The organism is Flavobacteriaceae bacterium (assembly GCA_003443635.1).
Classification (GTDB): Bacteria; Bacteroidota; Bacteroidia; order Flavobacteriales; family Flavobacteriaceae; genus AU392.
This window is the reverse complement of record CP031964.1, coordinates 1,183,975-1,199,566: the sequence shown is the minus strand read 5'-3', so window position 1 is coordinate 1,199,566 and position 15,592 is coordinate 1,183,975. Positions and strand designations below refer to the sequence as shown.

At 30.8% G+C, this 15,592-nt stretch carries 13 protein-coding genes; 4 read left to right on the top strand and 9 right to left on the bottom strand.

Translation table 11 applies throughout. From position 1 onward, the window contains the following. Window positions 1-26 precede the first annotated feature (26 nt). Window positions 27-1,508, top strand: a complete 1,482-nt coding sequence (locus D1817_05380) for a DASS family sodium-coupled anion symporter (GenBank protein AXT19322.1) — start codon at window positions 27-29, stop codon at window positions 1,506-1,508. 2 nt (window positions 1,509-1,510) lie between these two features. Here the strand turns inward: D1817_05380 and D1817_05375 are convergent, their stop codons facing one another. The 9 genes from D1817_05375 to D1817_05335 form a co-directional block, all read right to left on the bottom strand. Continuing rightward, window positions 1,511-2,689, bottom strand: a complete 1,179-nt coding sequence (locus tag D1817_05375) for a phosphoribosylformylglycinamidine cyclo-ligase (protein ID AXT19321.1) — start codon at window positions 2,687-2,689, stop codon at window positions 1,511-1,513. A 122-nt stretch (window positions 2,690-2,811) separates the two neighbouring features. After that, window positions 2,812-4,302, bottom strand: coding sequence for a hypothetical protein (locus D1817_05370; GenBank protein AXT19320.1), 1,491 nt, complete (start codon window positions 4,300-4,302; stop codon window positions 2,812-2,814). Window positions 4,303-4,312: 10 nt separating this feature from the next. Beyond that, entirely contained in the window at window positions 4,313-5,851 is a 1,539-nt protein-coding gene (locus D1817_05365; GenBank protein AXT19319.1) for a hypothetical protein, read from the bottom strand. Between the two features lie 39 nt (window positions 5,852-5,890). Further along, the gene (locus D1817_05360) at window positions 5,891-6,304 is read right to left on the bottom strand and encodes a curli assembly protein CsgF (GenBank protein ID AXT19318.1); all 414 of its coding nucleotides are present in this window, start codon (window positions 6,302-6,304) and stop codon (window positions 5,891-5,893) included. 16 nt (window positions 6,305-6,320) lie between these two features. Next, window positions 6,321-7,073, bottom strand: a complete 753-nt coding sequence (locus D1817_05355; protein ID AXT19317.1) for a hypothetical protein — start codon at window positions 7,071-7,073, stop codon at window positions 6,321-6,323. A gap of 4 nt (window positions 7,074-7,077) precedes the next feature. Continuing rightward, on the bottom strand, window positions 7,078-7,605 hold the full coding sequence (locus D1817_05350) for a hypothetical protein (GenBank protein ID AXT19316.1): 528 nt from the start codon (window positions 7,603-7,605) through the stop codon (window positions 7,078-7,080). Between the two features lie 154 nt (window positions 7,606-7,759). After that, on the bottom strand, window positions 7,760-8,992 hold the full coding sequence (locus tag D1817_05345; protein AXT19315.1) for a hypothetical protein: 1,233 nt from the start codon (window positions 8,990-8,992) through the stop codon (window positions 7,760-7,762). Between the two features lie 642 nt (window positions 8,993-9,634). Beyond that, window positions 9,635-11,821, bottom strand: a complete 2,187-nt coding sequence (locus tag D1817_05340; GenBank protein AXT19314.1) for a glutamine synthetase type III — start codon at window positions 11,819-11,821, stop codon at window positions 9,635-9,637. Window positions 11,822-11,939: 118 nt separating this feature from the next. Then, the gene (locus D1817_05335; GenBank protein ID AXT19313.1) at window positions 11,940-12,878 is read right to left on the bottom strand and encodes a sodium:calcium antiporter; all 939 of its coding nucleotides are present in this window, start codon (window positions 12,876-12,878) and stop codon (window positions 11,940-11,942) included. Window positions 12,879-12,972: 94 nt separating this feature from the next. Between D1817_05335 and D1817_05330 the strand changes: the two genes are divergently transcribed. From D1817_05330 to D1817_05320, 3 genes are read left to right on the top strand one after another with little or no spacing between them, the layout of a single operon-like run. Beyond that, window positions 12,973-13,062, top strand: coding sequence for a CCR4-associated factor 4 (locus D1817_05330; GenBank protein AXT21231.1), 90 nt, complete (start codon window positions 12,973-12,975; stop codon window positions 13,060-13,062). Between the two features lie 37 nt (window positions 13,063-13,099). Then, a complete protein-coding gene (locus D1817_05325; GenBank protein AXT19312.1) occupies window positions 13,100-13,459 on the top strand; it encodes a BlaI/MecI/CopY family transcriptional regulator in 360 nt (119 codons plus the stop codon). Then, entirely contained in the window at window positions 13,443-15,524 is a 2,082-nt protein-coding gene (locus D1817_05320; GenBank protein ID AXT19311.1) for a M56 family peptidase, read from the top strand. The genes D1817_05325 and D1817_05320 overlap by 17 nt, the downstream gene beginning before the upstream one ends. Window positions 15,525-15,592: the final 68 nt, after the last annotated feature.

Sequence of the window (15,592 nt, the reverse complement as noted above, 5' to 3'; positions counted from 1 at the left end):
TATTTTGCATTTGTTAATTTTTATCAATGCCGCAATCAATTATAAAAAAAATAGGATTTCTTTTAGGCCCTATTTTCTTTACACTTACATTATTATATATACATCCTGAAGGATTATCTAAAGAAGCTAATGCTGTTTTAGCAACTACACTTTGGGTAGCAGCTTGGTGGATTTTAGAAGTTATTCCTATAGCTGTTACAGCAATGCTCCCTATTATTTTATTTCCACTTACAGGTGCTTTGGAACTTTCACAAACTACTGCTTCCTTTGGGCACAAATATGTGTTTTTATATGTAGGTGGATTTATTTTAGCCATTGCCATTGAAAAATGGAACTTACATAAGCGCATCGCCTTAAATATAATTAGTATTATCGGAACCAGTGTTAGTCGCATTATTCTTGGATTTATGGTAGCCACTGCATTTTTATCAATGTGGATTTCCAACACAGCCACTTCTGTAATGATGTTACCCATTGGTATGGCTATTATTTCACAATTAAAAGACAATCCAGATACTATTGAAAATGAAAACAATATTTTTGGAAAAGCCTTAATGCTAGGGATAGCATATAGTGCTTCTATTGGTGGCATTGCAACTTTAATTGGCACACCTCCTAATCTTATTTTAGCAGGTATTTTAAATGATCTTTATGATATTGAACTCACGTTTTCAAAATGGATAATTTTTGGGCTACCTATTTCTGTTTTCTTATTAATTATTTGTTGGAATTATTTAACTAAAGTTGCTTTTACATTTAAACAAAAAGAATTCCCTGGAGGAAAGGCAGAGATCAAAAAACAAATTAATCAATTAGGGCATATTAGTTACGAAGAAAAAACAGTGCTTATTGTGTTTATAATTACTGCATTTTTGTGGATTACTCGTTCGTTTTTATTAAAACCTTTAATCCCTGCCATTGATGATACTATAATTGCTTTAATAAGCGCCACCGCTTTATTTTTGTTGCCAGCCAAATCTCAAAAAGAGAAACGTATTATAGATTGGGAAAGTGCTGTAAAATTACCTTGGGGAATTCTTTTACTATTTGGAGGTGGTTTAGCACTAGCAGAAGGATTTAAATCTAGCGGGCTTGCTTTATGGATAGGATCTCAAATTTCTTTAGCAGAAGCGCTACCTCTATTCGCATTATTACTGCTACTCATTTTTGCAGTTAATTTTTTAACAGAGATCACATCTAACCTTGCAACTACAGCAATGTTACTTCCTGTTATCGCTCCTATTGCTTTTGTGTTAGATCTTCACCCATATACTTTAATGGTTGGTATTACCATTGCTGCATCTTGCGCTTTTATGTTACCTGTAGCAACACCACCTAATGCTGTTGTTTTTGGTTCGGGATACTTAAAAATTCCTGATATGATACGCACTGGTATTTGGATGAATATTATTTCTATTATAATACTCACTTTAGCAGCATATTTTTTATTACCTCTGCTATGGGATTTTAATATTTATGGATTTCCTGACGCCTTTAAGGGAAAGTAATTTTAATATTCAAAAGTGCCAAATTCACTTGTTATCGTTAGTTTTTTTGAATCACTAGCTTCAACACGCCCTATAATTTGAGCATCTACATTAAAAGATTTTGAAATATTTATAATGTCTTCAGCAATTTCAGGTGACACATATAATTCCATACGATGTCCGCAATTAAAAACTTGGTACATTTCTTTCCAATCTGTTTTAGATTGTTCTTGTATTAATTTAAATAATGGAGGTATATCAAACATATTATTTTTTATAATATGAAGCTTGTCTACAAAATGAAGGATTTTAGTTTGAGCTCCTCCACTACAATGGATCATACCATGTACAGTATTACTTTTGTATTTTGAAAGAATTGCTTTTATAATAGGCGCATAAGTACGTGTTGGCGATAACACTAACTGCCCAGCATCTATTGGTGAATTTGCAACTTCATCAGTAAGTTTTGTATTTCCAGAGTACACTAAATCTTCTGGTACAGCTGCATCAAAACTTTCGGGATACTTAGTCGCTAAATAGTTGTGAAATACATCGTGTCTAGCAGAAGTTAAACCATTACTACCCATACCTCCGTTATAAGACTTCTCATAGGTTGCTTGTCCAAAAGAAGCTAAACCTACAATGACATCTCCTGATTTAATATTAGAGTTGTCAATAACATCAGTACGCTTCATACGTGCCGTAACCGTAGAATCTACAATAATCGTACGTACCAAATCACCAACATCTGCTGTTTCACCTCCTGTAGAATGTATAGTCACTCCAAAGTTTTTTAATTCTTCAATTAATTCTTCAGTACCATTTATAATAGCAGAAAGTACGTCTCCAGTAATTAAGTTTTTATTCCTCCCTATGGTTGATGACAACATTATATCGTCTGTAGCTCCAACACACAAAAGGTCATCAATATTCATTATTAAAGCATCCTGAGCAATCCCTTTCCATACTGACACATCTCCTGTTTCTTTCCAATACATATATGCTAAAGCACTTTTTGTACCAGCTCCATCGGCATGCATTATTAAACAATGATCATCACTATGAGTAAGGTAATCTGGTACAATCTTGCAAAAAGCTTTAGGAAAAAGCCCTTTATCTATATTTTTAATCGCATTATGCACATCTTCTTTTGATGCAGATACTCCGCGTTGTGCATATCGTTTACTCACTTCTTGACTCATAGAACTTGTTTTATAAATACTATTTTGCAAAAGTACTTTAATAAATACTTATTTCTAAATTGATGGTATAAAAAAAGCGCATCATATTAATTGTGCGCTTTTTTATAATAAGTTATTATTATTTATTCAAAATCTGGCATCTCTGCATCCATAAATAATACTGGTCTGGTTCCTAAATTAGCAATCTCAATAGTAATAACATCTTTTTGAGATATACCATCATTAGAGGTATTTGTTAAAATTACACTAGCTTCATTAGGTGCAAAACGACAATCAAAATCATTTGTTCCAGCTGTTTTTTGAGCAGATAAGTCAGTAGGCGTTCCAGTAGCTACATCATAAATAAACACTCTTGAATCTAACTGTCTAAAACTAGGGTTTTCGTTACCAGACATGTCTCTCCAGTATAATATACTTTGATTATCAAAAGAAATATCTAACCCACCGGCTGCTCCTAAAACTCCTGATAAAACAGTATCTAATATAGTTCCTGAATTATTTATTGTAAATATAGAAACGTTATACCCATCAACATCATTTGTTTTTAAAACAATAATACTTTCATCTGCACTTATAGCTACTTCCGAAATAAAACTTCCATCTGTAGTTTGATATATTTGTTGCAAATTTGTTCCATCTGCATTTATAGAATATAAACGATCAAAATTAGAATATAATAATCTTCCTCCATTTTCTGTCCATACAAAATCAACTTCATCCAAATTAAATCCATTTACCTGAACTGCAGACGTAACTTGTTGTATATTCTCTCCATTAAGGTCCATTGTGAAGATATGTGTCTGAGCGCCACTATTTGATAAAAACGCAACTCTATTTGCTGCATTGTTTCGCCTAGGTCTAAAACTATTGGTAGTTGAAGCTGTTAATTGCAATTCATTCCCAGCATCGTCAGCCGAAAAAATAACATTATTACCATTTATATTTCTCACAAATAAAAACCTGTTTTGTGGTGCTGCAATGGTTTCAAAAGCACTTATCTCACTCTGTATCTCATCATCATTTACATCATCAGAAGCTTCTACTTGCCAAAAATATTTTACTCCAAATCTAAGTCCTGTAACATCTACAAATGTGTCGTTAACTGTGCTAAATGCTAATATCTCCTCGTCTATATCATTTCTTATTTCTATATTAAAAGTAATATCATCATCATCAGGGTCACTAGCACTCCAATTAAATTGTGTTTCTAATGGAACATCAACAGCATTATCGGCAGGAGTTATTAATATTGGTGTTGTAGGTGGTCTATTATTTGAATCATCAGTTCTTAAATCAAAAACTACATTAGTAGATGTTCCTCCAGTAATTGTTGCACCTTCAAAACTAGTTAAAAACCCTTCTAATTCTGCTTGTACTGCATATTGATCCACAGGGACATCTTCTATAGTAAATTCTCCATTTTCATCAGTAAATACCGTACTTGTACTCGGGTTAGTAGAAATTCTAACATTTTCTATTGGTTCATTAGAACCATTCATAACGACTATACCTGTGAGTGTTCCCGTTGCAATATTTTCAATTGGATCTTCACTACAATTATTAAATGTAATTATAATTGTAGCTAAGAATATATATTTTAAATATTTAGACATACTTATGCGTTTATTTATTATTATTTTTCTTTTCCACTCCTTCTTCTGATTGTGTTTTATCAGATTCCGTTAAATTCGATTTTAAAATTTTTCGCTTCTCTCTGGAGTTTTTTATATTTTCATCTCTGAGTAATCTTCGCTCTCTTCTCTCTTTTTTAGCTCTTAAGCTTTCTGTTTTTCGACTAGTTTTTGGTGGGTTTAAATAAATGTTAAGGCCTAAACCAAATCTATAATAATAATCATCTCTTTTACCACTAATTACATTATCTAGCTCATCACTAAATACAATATTTTGTTCTGCAAAAAGATTAATACCTAATCCTTCAGTAATTAGATACTCTAACCCTAATCCATATTGAATTTTAGGGTCTATTTTAGAAAACGAGTTAGCAAAATTAGCTCCAAAACCTGCATATATAAATGGTGTTAATTGATCAAAAGGTAATACTGTATATTCAGCATTAAAATCCACAGATGTAAAATCCTGTTTAAACGTACCTTCATTTTCTAAATTAAATTGGTTTAATGATCCATTAATATTAATAAATGGGTTTACAAATTTTTTGTATCCAATTCTTCCAAAAATTTCTGGTCTAGGGCTTCCTAAATCACCATCTATCAAACTCGCTCCTAAGGCAACATTAATAGCTGTTTCACCTCTTCTTTCTTTATATAATCTATCGTAAAGTTTTGTGTCAGCAGCATCAACAGTTTCTAAATTGTAATCTGTTATTAATCGATTAACTTCAACCTGATCTTCTTTTCTATTTGTCCATATACCATCTTTAATACCTTCTATAATTAAAGAACGTACAGATTTCTCTATCGCTTCAGTTACTGCTAATTGTACAGGTTCATTACGAGTAAACCCTGTTTCGACTTCTAATAATCTTTGAAAATTGACAAATCTGAAAAAGCTAGCATCTAAAGCTTGTGATAAAATTGTTTTTGAAACATAAACTGTTTTTAATATTTCTCCAGTAGATGTAGATACCGCTCTTAAATATACCGTAACACGATCTTGTCTATATTGTGTAGAACCTCCAACGCCAAAGTAACGCGCTCCTAATCCTCCTGTAACAATATTGGAATCATAAGAAATAATTCCTCCTTCTAAAAGTATTCCTGCAAATAATAAAGGAGCTAACCGCTCTGGTTGTGTACCATTAGCTGCTGAATACTCTTGTCTTGTTGAACGAATAATATTTCGCTCATTTAATAGGTTATTTAAATTTTCACGCTCGATAGGAACAAACCATTTAGAATCTTCTAACGCTTTTAATAAAATTGCTGTGGTTCCTTGGGTTACAGCTGTACTAAATGTACTTCCTGTTTCGGTAGGTACAAATTGCCCTGTTTGATCTCTAAAATTATATACTCCAACTACTACAGGTTCGTTAGGTAAAGGAAGATTATTTAATGATTTACTTATCTTTGTGTCTTCTCCTAATCTAGCTTCTTGTATATCTAAAGGTTGATTAAAATATGTACCACAACTAAAACACATTGCCGATAAGCACAGCAATATTATAAACTTGTTTTTTTTCATAAGGCAAATAAAATAATTTGAGGAATTCCTCAATTATTATTAATTAGGGACCGTAATTTGTGTTTGATCTCCTGTGAGGGTATCTAAGATATCTATAACCAAGCCTTGATCAGAAGGAAAAACCTCAACTACCAATGACCCAAAAGAAAACGTACCTACTTGCAACTCACCATTTGCCCCAAATTGATTAACCAATAATGATCTAGAAATTTGATTTAATAATTGATTATTCAAATTTTGAGTAAACTGATCTAATTCAGATTGTTGTTGATTTAGTGGATCTACTTGATTTGGGTCTGTAAACGAATTTTGAGCTTGGGCAGATTGTAGTAAAAATTGAAAGTTAAATGTATCTCCTCCAAAATTAGGGTTTACCGCTCGATAAACTAATTTTTGACTAAATGCTTGCGACATTGCAAATCCGAATATAATAAGTAGTACTATCTTTTTCATTTTACTTGGGTATTAATTAGTATTGTGTAATATAATTTTTCTGTTTTTCAAGATTTTGAAAATGACGTCTAATATTTTGTATTGTTATAGTAGTCATTTGTTCTAAATATTCTTGATTAGGTCGGACGAAAAAGCTATTAACAACTTTGTTATCTACTAGTACATCTATAGTTGTATTTCTTCCTAAACTTAACTTCTCTAATATGTGTATAGATCCTTTTCCGCTAATCTGACTTAATCTGTATGATGAAGAAAAGTAATTATAAAAATCACGTCCTGGTTTAGTTTTAGTACTTTCGGTTACGATTGCAATAATTTTCACACCATCATTTTCTTTTTTTTCATCAACCAATTGTATGGTTTTTTTTTCAGCTTCATCATCATTTAAAGCTACTCGGCGATCTTTTCCTATAAGTTTATCGTTATCATCATAAATTAATAAAATAACGGTTACTTTATCATCTGTATTTTTATTTATTCCTGTAAAACCTAATTGTTTAGCTTCATTAGGTAATAAAGTAAAACGTCCTTGATGTTCTCCTCGTGAGGTATTAGAATTAACAGGGTTCGTTTTAATAACATACATTACATAACGTAAGCTTTTAAATACTTCAGTATTACTAATTGCAATTCCTTTAATATTAATAATATCATCAATACTCTCTGTTTCAATTTTAGCAATTACTTCTTGGTTTGTTATTTGCTGAGCATAAAACGACAGTGAAAATAATAAACCAACAACTAATATGATATGTTTTTTAAGAGACATTAATTTAATTATTAAAACTTAGAACAGTAATAGTTTTGTTAGCACCTTGTTGTGTAAATTGCAAGTTATTAGTTATAGAATTAGTTCCAAACTTTTCAAATGTTAAATTATTACCATTTTGAATAATATTTAAATTAGCTTCATTTATATTTCCAAATGAGAAGTTTACTAATCTATTATTATTACCATTTTGAATTACTGCTTCATTTACATTATCAATAGAATTAATACTATTAATAAAATTATCATTACCGTTTTGTAAATATTGAAACGTAGTATTAGAAGATGTTGCATTACTTTGTATTACATTACCAACACCTGTTTGTTGAATTATGGTTGCATTAGTTGCATTTACATTTGCTGAATTCCCTCTAAATGCAGCCATTGAAGCATTCATACTATTAGATTGCTGTTGTTGCAATAATAAAAAGTTTGAAATCTGATTGTTATAACTAAAAATTTCGGAAACCCTATTCGTATTCGTATTATCAACTTCTTTTTTCTCTTGAGAAAAAGCAAAAGCAGTTACCATAATAAATACTAAAACAAATTTATATTTGATTTTCATTTTTAAATGGGTTTAATAATTAGTTGTCATTTTTTTATAAATATAAGAAGAAGAAAGTATATTGCAACTTCCTTCTTCTTAAATTTAAGATATGTTATATTTAAATAACATTTAAGGCTTAGTTAGATCCTCCACTATTTTGGTTAACAACAGCAGCATTAAATGCACCCCATTGGAAAATGTTACTGTAGTTATACTGACCAGTTTGAACAGTAAGGTTAAAGTTTCCTCTTCCTCCTGCTTGCTCTGAAATAGCTAAGTTGTCATTACCAAATTGAGCTGTTAAAGAGATATTACGGCTAGCAGCACTACCATCTCCTCTTTGTCTTTGGAAAGAACGATTATCCTCTCCTACTTGAAGAGCACCAGCTACATTATATTCACTACGGAATCCATCTCCAGCACGATCTCTTTGGTTTTGTACAGCTAAATTGCCATCTCCAAATTGAGCTACACCAGCGATCTGATCATTATTATCTTGTAATTGGTAAGAATCGTTTCCTCCACCAACTTGAAGAACTCCAGCAGTATTACCCCAATCCATTTGTAATTGATAAGCATCATTATCCCATCCAGATTGATACGACTTAGCAAAATGATCTTCTCCTTCTTGAATTTGAATCACTTCATTCTTTTTCCCAGCTTGATACGCTTTAGCCGTATTGTCCTCACCCCATTGGAATTGAGTAGCATCATTACCACCAGTAGAATCACCATTATTTTGTACTACACTAGCACTGTTATCTTCTCCAACTTGAGTTTGAGTAGCATCTTGATTATTACCTCTTTGAAAAGCAGATGCATTGTTATTATCTCCCCATTGGTATTGAGTAGCATCGTGATCATCTCCATCTTGGTTAATATAAGCATCGTTATAAGCTCCTTTTTGAACTTGTGTAGCTTCATTACCGTCATTGTTATCATTACCAGTTCCAGATTGAACTACAGTTGCAGAGTTACGGTATCCATATTGCCATTGTCTAGAAGAGTGATTTTCTCCACTTCCTGATTGAGTAGCGCTAGCTCTATTATAGAACCCTACTTGCTTTTGCATAGATACGTTACCTTCTCCTTCTTGATCTACAGTAGCTCTGTTACCTACTTTGTATTGCTCAATTAAAGATTTGTTAGCTCCTAATTGATCTACATTAGCTTTGTTACCATAACCAATTTGCCACACACTACTAATATTAGTAATTTGAGATAAACTACTTTTGTTAGGAACTCTAGGAGTTCTAGGGATTTCTGGCTTTTCTGGCTTTTCTGGCGCATCTCCAATTTTGTGCTCTTGTCCAAAAGACATCGACACGCATAGCATTAATGCTGATGCACTTAATAATAATTTTTTCATAATTTAAAGTTTAATTGATTAATAATTAATATTTGTTTTTAGCAATCTTTAAAACATCATACTGTTAACCTCTAATTTTAATAGTTTACAGCACTCCATTTTAAACTCTTTAAAAGGAGTATTTTACAAAAAAGCTCCTTTAAATTTTTATTCAATTTCTAAAGCTATTTAATTAAATAGCAAGAACTCTGATTTACAATAAATTACAATTAATAGAATATTGACTTTGGATAGATAAATATGTCTTCACAACACATTTAATAGTAGTAATGTACTTTTTTACTACTTAAATATTCTTTGAATGCGCATCCTCAGAATATAATTTGTTTTTTATAGAATTAAAAAACAAATGTCATATTTAATTAATTGATTAATAGCTTATTACAATATATTTTGATTTAAAAACTAAATCTCTTGTATGAATCTGAATTTGTTAATATTTCTCAATTAATGTATTCAATTTCTTCCAAGAGTCTCATAATTAGATTTTAAACTCTAAAAAGCATATTACAAACTTAGCCTGTTTTAACATTAGTAACAAAAAAACAAGCATACGTTTGCAGTTTTTTATTGCATTTTATCGAAAAAAAAATACGCCTATCGATGAAGCGTATTTTTTTATCTACAAACTGAAAAATGTAATTATCTGGTAAACAGTAACTCTCTATATTTTGTTAAAGGCCAAAGCTCATCATCTATTAGTAATTCTAATTTATCACAATGGTATCTAATATCTTCGAAAAATGGCTTCACATTATTGCAATATAGCTCTGCTCTTTTTACAGAATCATGAACCTTATTTGCTTTCTTACGTTCATTAGTCATTTTAGTTACACCAGAATTTATTGCTTCGATCCTGTTTGAAATGTCTTCAATTAACTCCAGTTGCTCTTTTGCGTATTTTTTAAAGCTATCACCATAAATATCTTTAAGACCTTTTACATTCTCTATTAATATATTCTGATATTTTACCGCAGTAGGTACCACATGATTTCTTGCAATATCTCCCAACACACGTCCTTCTATTTGTATATGCATTGCATATTCTTCTACTTGAATTTCATAACGTGCCTCAATCTCTACTTTATTCATTACCCCTAAACTTTCAAATAAATCGATCGTTTTTTTAGACACTCTTGCTTTTAAAGCTTCTGGTGTTGTTCTATTATTACTTAAACCACGCTTTTTAGCTTCTGCTTCCCATTCATCTCCATATCCATTACCTTCAAATAAAATACTTTTAGATTTTTTAATATATTCTCTTAAGACATTAAAGATCGCATCATCTTTTTTCATATCCTTTTTATCTATAAGTGCATCTACTTCTGTTTTAAAATCTATTAACTGCTTTGCCATAATAGAATTTAATACTGTCATTGGGTTAGCACAGTTAGCTGTAGACCCTACTGCTCTAAATTCAAATTTATTCCCTGTAAATGCAAAAGGCGATGTACGATTTCGATCTGTATTATCCAATAAAATTTCTGGTATCTTACCAACTACATTTAATTTAAGGTCTGTTTTTTCTTCAGGAGATAATTTCCCTTTAGTTACACTTTCTAAATCTTGAAGCACTCTTGTTAGTTGTTCACCAATAAAAACTGAAATAATTGCTGGCGGCGCCTCATTAGCTCCTAAACGATGATCATTACTCGCTGTAGCTATTGCAGCTCTTAGCAGTTCCTCGTTATCATGCACCGCTTTAATTGTATTAATAAAGAAAGTCAAAAACTGAAGATTACTCATAGGTGTTTTACCAGGCCCTAATAAGTTTACTCCTGTATCTGTCCCTAAGCTCCAATTATTATGCTTTCCAGAACCATTAATTCCAGCAAATGGTTTTTCGTGAAATAATACTTTAAAATTATGACGTGCTGCAATTTTCTCCATGACATCCATTAATAAGGAGTTATGATCTACTGCTAAATTAGCTTCATCATATATAGGAGCTAATTCAAATTGATTTGGTGCTACTTCATTGTGTCTTGTTTTTACAGGAATACCCAACAACATACATTCGGTCTCTAAATCACGCATATAAGCCATAGCACGATTAGGAATTGTTCCAAAATAATGATCGTCTAATTGTTGACCTTTTGCTGGCGCATGCCCTAGTAGCGTACGTCCTGTAAGTGTTATATCTGGTCTAGATGTTGCCAAAGCACTATCTACCAAAAAATATTCTTGTTCCCATCCCAAAGATGCATTCACTTTTTTAATATTTTTATCAAAGTATTTTGCAACCGCCACTGCAGCATGATCTACTGCTTGTAACGCTCTTAGCAATGGTGTTTTATAATCTAATGCTTCTCCTGTATAAGAAACAAAAACTGTTGGAATACACAAAGTTGTACCATAAATAAATGCTGGAGATGTTGGATCCCAAGCTGTATAACCACGAGCTTCAAATGTATTTCTGATTCCTCCATTAGGAAAAGAAGATGCATCTGGTTCTTGCTGCACTAATTGTCCGCCACCAAATTTCTCTACTGCTAGTCCATTACCTATAGTTTCAAAAAAAGCATCATGTTTCTCAGCAGTTGCTCCTGTTAATGGCTGAAACCAGTGCGTATAATGTGTAACACCTTTAGTAAGTGCCCAATCTTTCATTGCTGCAGCAATCTGATCTGCAATTCCTCTATCAATTTTAGATCCATTTTCAATGGCATCCATTACGCTTTTGTAAGCATCTTTAGTTAACGACTGACGCATTGTTGCTTCGTTAAACACATTAGAGCCAAAAATTGCTGAACGACGTTCGTTTTCCTCTACTACAACAGGCTTACGATTAAAAGTTTCTTTAAGAGCATGAAATCTTAATGCAGACATTTTTATAAGTTTTTATAGATTAAAGCTGCAAAAATAACAATAAAACATTATGACCCCTATTTTTTTAGGGGTAAATTACAAATAATTAATAAAAATACATAAAATACCCTATATTACACTAGGTGAATTTTAAAAATACAAATACGCCATATGCAAAAACTAATAAAAACCCTTTTACACGGCTAATTTGAAATCGCTTTGGAAGTAATATAAGAGGTAACACAATGAATGTAAAAGCGAGCATCCAAAAAATATCTTGCGTTAAAATTGATGTATCTGTAACCGGGATAGTTTTAATTATAGATGTAAGACCTAATACTGACCCCATATTAAATATATTAGATCCTATTAAATTCCCAAGAGAAATAGCTTTTTCTTGTTTTGCCGCTGCAATTATAGAGGCTGCTAATTCTGGTACACTTGTACCTATTGCAATTACAGTTGCTCCAATAACAGCTTTACTAACTCCTAATTGCTCAGCTAGATCTACAGCTCCATCTACTAACCAACCAGAACCATAATACAAAGCTGCTGCTCCTATTGCAAGCCAAATAATTATTTTAAAATAAGACACCACAGCTAAACCATCATCTACAGCTTCTACTTTAGCATCTTTTTTAGATCTCCTTATCAAGAATATTAAAAATACTATTAATGCAACAAACAAAAGTAGGCCTTCAATTGCTGTAAGTTGATTATCGTTTGACAAAAAATAATACGTTGCTAATGAAAATAACGCAAGAACTGGCCAATCAAATTTAAAAAAGGATTTTTGAACACCTATAGCACCAACCACAGCAGTAATCCCCAATACCAAACCAATGTTTGCGATATTAGAGCCTACAACATTTGTAATTGCTATTGCTGGAGAACCCTCTAAAGCAGCTCTTAAGCTTACTAATAATTCTGGAACTGAAGTTGCAAACGACACTACTGTCATCCCTATTACTAGTTTAGAGATATTTAATTTAAAGGACAATGCCACTGAGGACCTCACCAAAAACTCGCCTCCTATCACCAGTGCTATAAACCCTAAAATTAGCCAAAGTACGCTCATCAATTTTTTTTGCGAAGATACTATAAGATTTGAAATTTACATCTTATACGATAGTATTAGTTATCTCAAGTTTATATTTATAAAATCTTCTTAAATAGTTAAATATTTCCAAAATAACTACCCAAACAGTTGTATAACTATAAAAATAGTTATACATTTGATTCAACATCAGCAATTCCCATAAATAAAGAAATACGTTCTAATAAAAAAACTTATATATAATGCAAAAATTAACAAATAAAGAAGAAGAGATCATGCACATATTATGGAAGTTAGAAAAAGCTTTCGTAAAAGAAGTTCTTGCAGATATTAAAGGTGACAAGCCACATTACAATACTTTATCTACCATTGTTAGAAATTTGGAAGAAAAAGGTTATGTAGGTTATACTGCTTATGGAAAAACACATCAATATTTTCCTATTGTAACAAAAGAAGCATACCGTAAACGTTTTTTTAATAACGCTATTGATAATTATTTTAATAGTTCATACAAAAATGTAGTTTCATTTTTTGCTAAAGAAGAAAAAATTAGCATAGATGAGTTGAAAGAGATTATAGATTTAATTGAAAAAAAGAAATAATATGGAATATTTATTTAAAGCTAGTGCTGTTTTAGCTCTATTTTATCTGTGTTATATATTGTTTTTAAAAAAAGAAACCTTTTTTGAATACAATCGTTGGTTTTTACTAGCTGGATTAATAACCGCACTAGTATTTCCATTTATAGTAATTCCTATTTATATTAATTATGAGCCTATAAGCATACAAGAGAGTGCAAACTTTGTAACCGAAAGTCTTATTCCTAATTCTTCAACTGTAAAACAGTTTGAATGGCAAAACCTCATACCTATTATATATATAATTGGGTTTTCATTTTTTTTAATTCGCTTTATACTCCAGTTTGGATCTTTAATAGTATTATTATTAAAAAACCAAAAGAATACAGAAGGGTTTTATACCTATATCATTATAAAAAATGATATAGCTCCGTTTTCTTTCTTTAAATGGATTGTATACAACCCTGAACAATTTAATAGTAAGGAATTAAATTTAATTATTAGTCATGAAAAAGTGCATGCAAGAGAATTTCATTCTATAGATATTTTATTTACACAATTTATTAGTGTTATATTTTGGTTTAACCCTTTTGCTTGGTTTTACAAAAAAGATCTACAACAGAATTTAGAATATATCGCAGATTATAAAGCTCAGAATACATCAAATAGTGAAAAAGATTACCAAAGATTATTACTAAAAACCAGCATTGCCAATCAAAATCTTACACTAGCTAATAATTTTTATAATTCATTAATTAAAAAACGAATTGTTATGTTACACAAATCAAGATCAAAAACTATTAAACAATGGAAGTATTTATTTATACTTCCTTTATTAACAGCATTTTTAATGAGTGTAAATACTAAAGAAGTTTTAGTTGAAACTACTCCTAAAACTGTTAATAAAATAGATGTCGCTTCTCAAAACCAAAAGGAGTTAAATACATTTAAAAAAGAAGCTATTGAGATTATTTTCACAAAAAATACTACTGACAAAGAGTTAGACAATATAAAAGATAAGCTTTTAAAAGAAGGTATTACATTTAATATTTCTCAGCTAGAACGCAATAACAAAAACGAGATAACAGCTATTAATGTTGATTTTAAAGCCAAGGATGGTTCAGCAAACTACAACATTAATGGGAGCGAACCTATTAAATCTTTTTATTTTAAGTTAAAAGATGATGGTGGTTTTGGAGTTGGTACAATTCAATCTCATGTAAACAAATTCACTTATAACACTAATGTTAAGAAACAGGCTAAACATAAAATCCATGTTGACACTCTACACATAATAGAAGATGGTGATAAAAAAAATCACAAAATCGTAGTCAGAGGTAGTGTAAATAATTTACAATTAAATAATGGAAAAACACCATTGTTTGTTATTGATGGGGAAGTAAAATCTGAAAATGAAGTTAAAAGTTTAAATTCAAATCATATTAAATCTGTTAGTGTTATAAAAGAAGATACCGCTATAAAAACATATGGTAAGGAAGCTAAGGATGGAGTTGTTGTAATTACAACACAAAAAGATAATCATTTCGTTAATGAAAATGGTAATAACAAAAAAGTTAAAACTATTCATGTAACCAGTAGTAGCAATGGTTTTAAAGATCCTTTAATTATTTTAGATGGAAAAAAAGTTTCTTTCGACTCCATAAACACTAATAATATTAAATCTCTTAACGTATTAAAAGGGGTTGCAGCTACAGAAGCATACGGAAGTAAAGGGGAAAATGGAGTTGTAGTTATTAAATCTAAAGACAAAGGAAACAACAAGTACATATTAAAGTCTGACACGGTTACTTTTAATAATGATGATACAGGTAAAACAGTATATAGCATTAATGAAAATACCACAAATGAAACCTTAAATACCTATCGTTTACAATTAAAAGAACAAAATATAGATGTTAAATTCTCAAAAATGAAACGCAATAACCAAGGAGAATTAACTAGCATAAAAATTGCTATAGACGATAATAAAGGTTCTAAAGCAAGTTCGACCTGGAAAAACAATAATACTATACCAACAATTTTATTTGGTAAAAAAGGAGGTTCTGTTTTTGCAAAAACCAAAAATTAATAATATTAACCCTTAAAAATAGTAAAGAAGAACCTGCTTTAAAAGCAGGTTTTTTATATTATAAATCA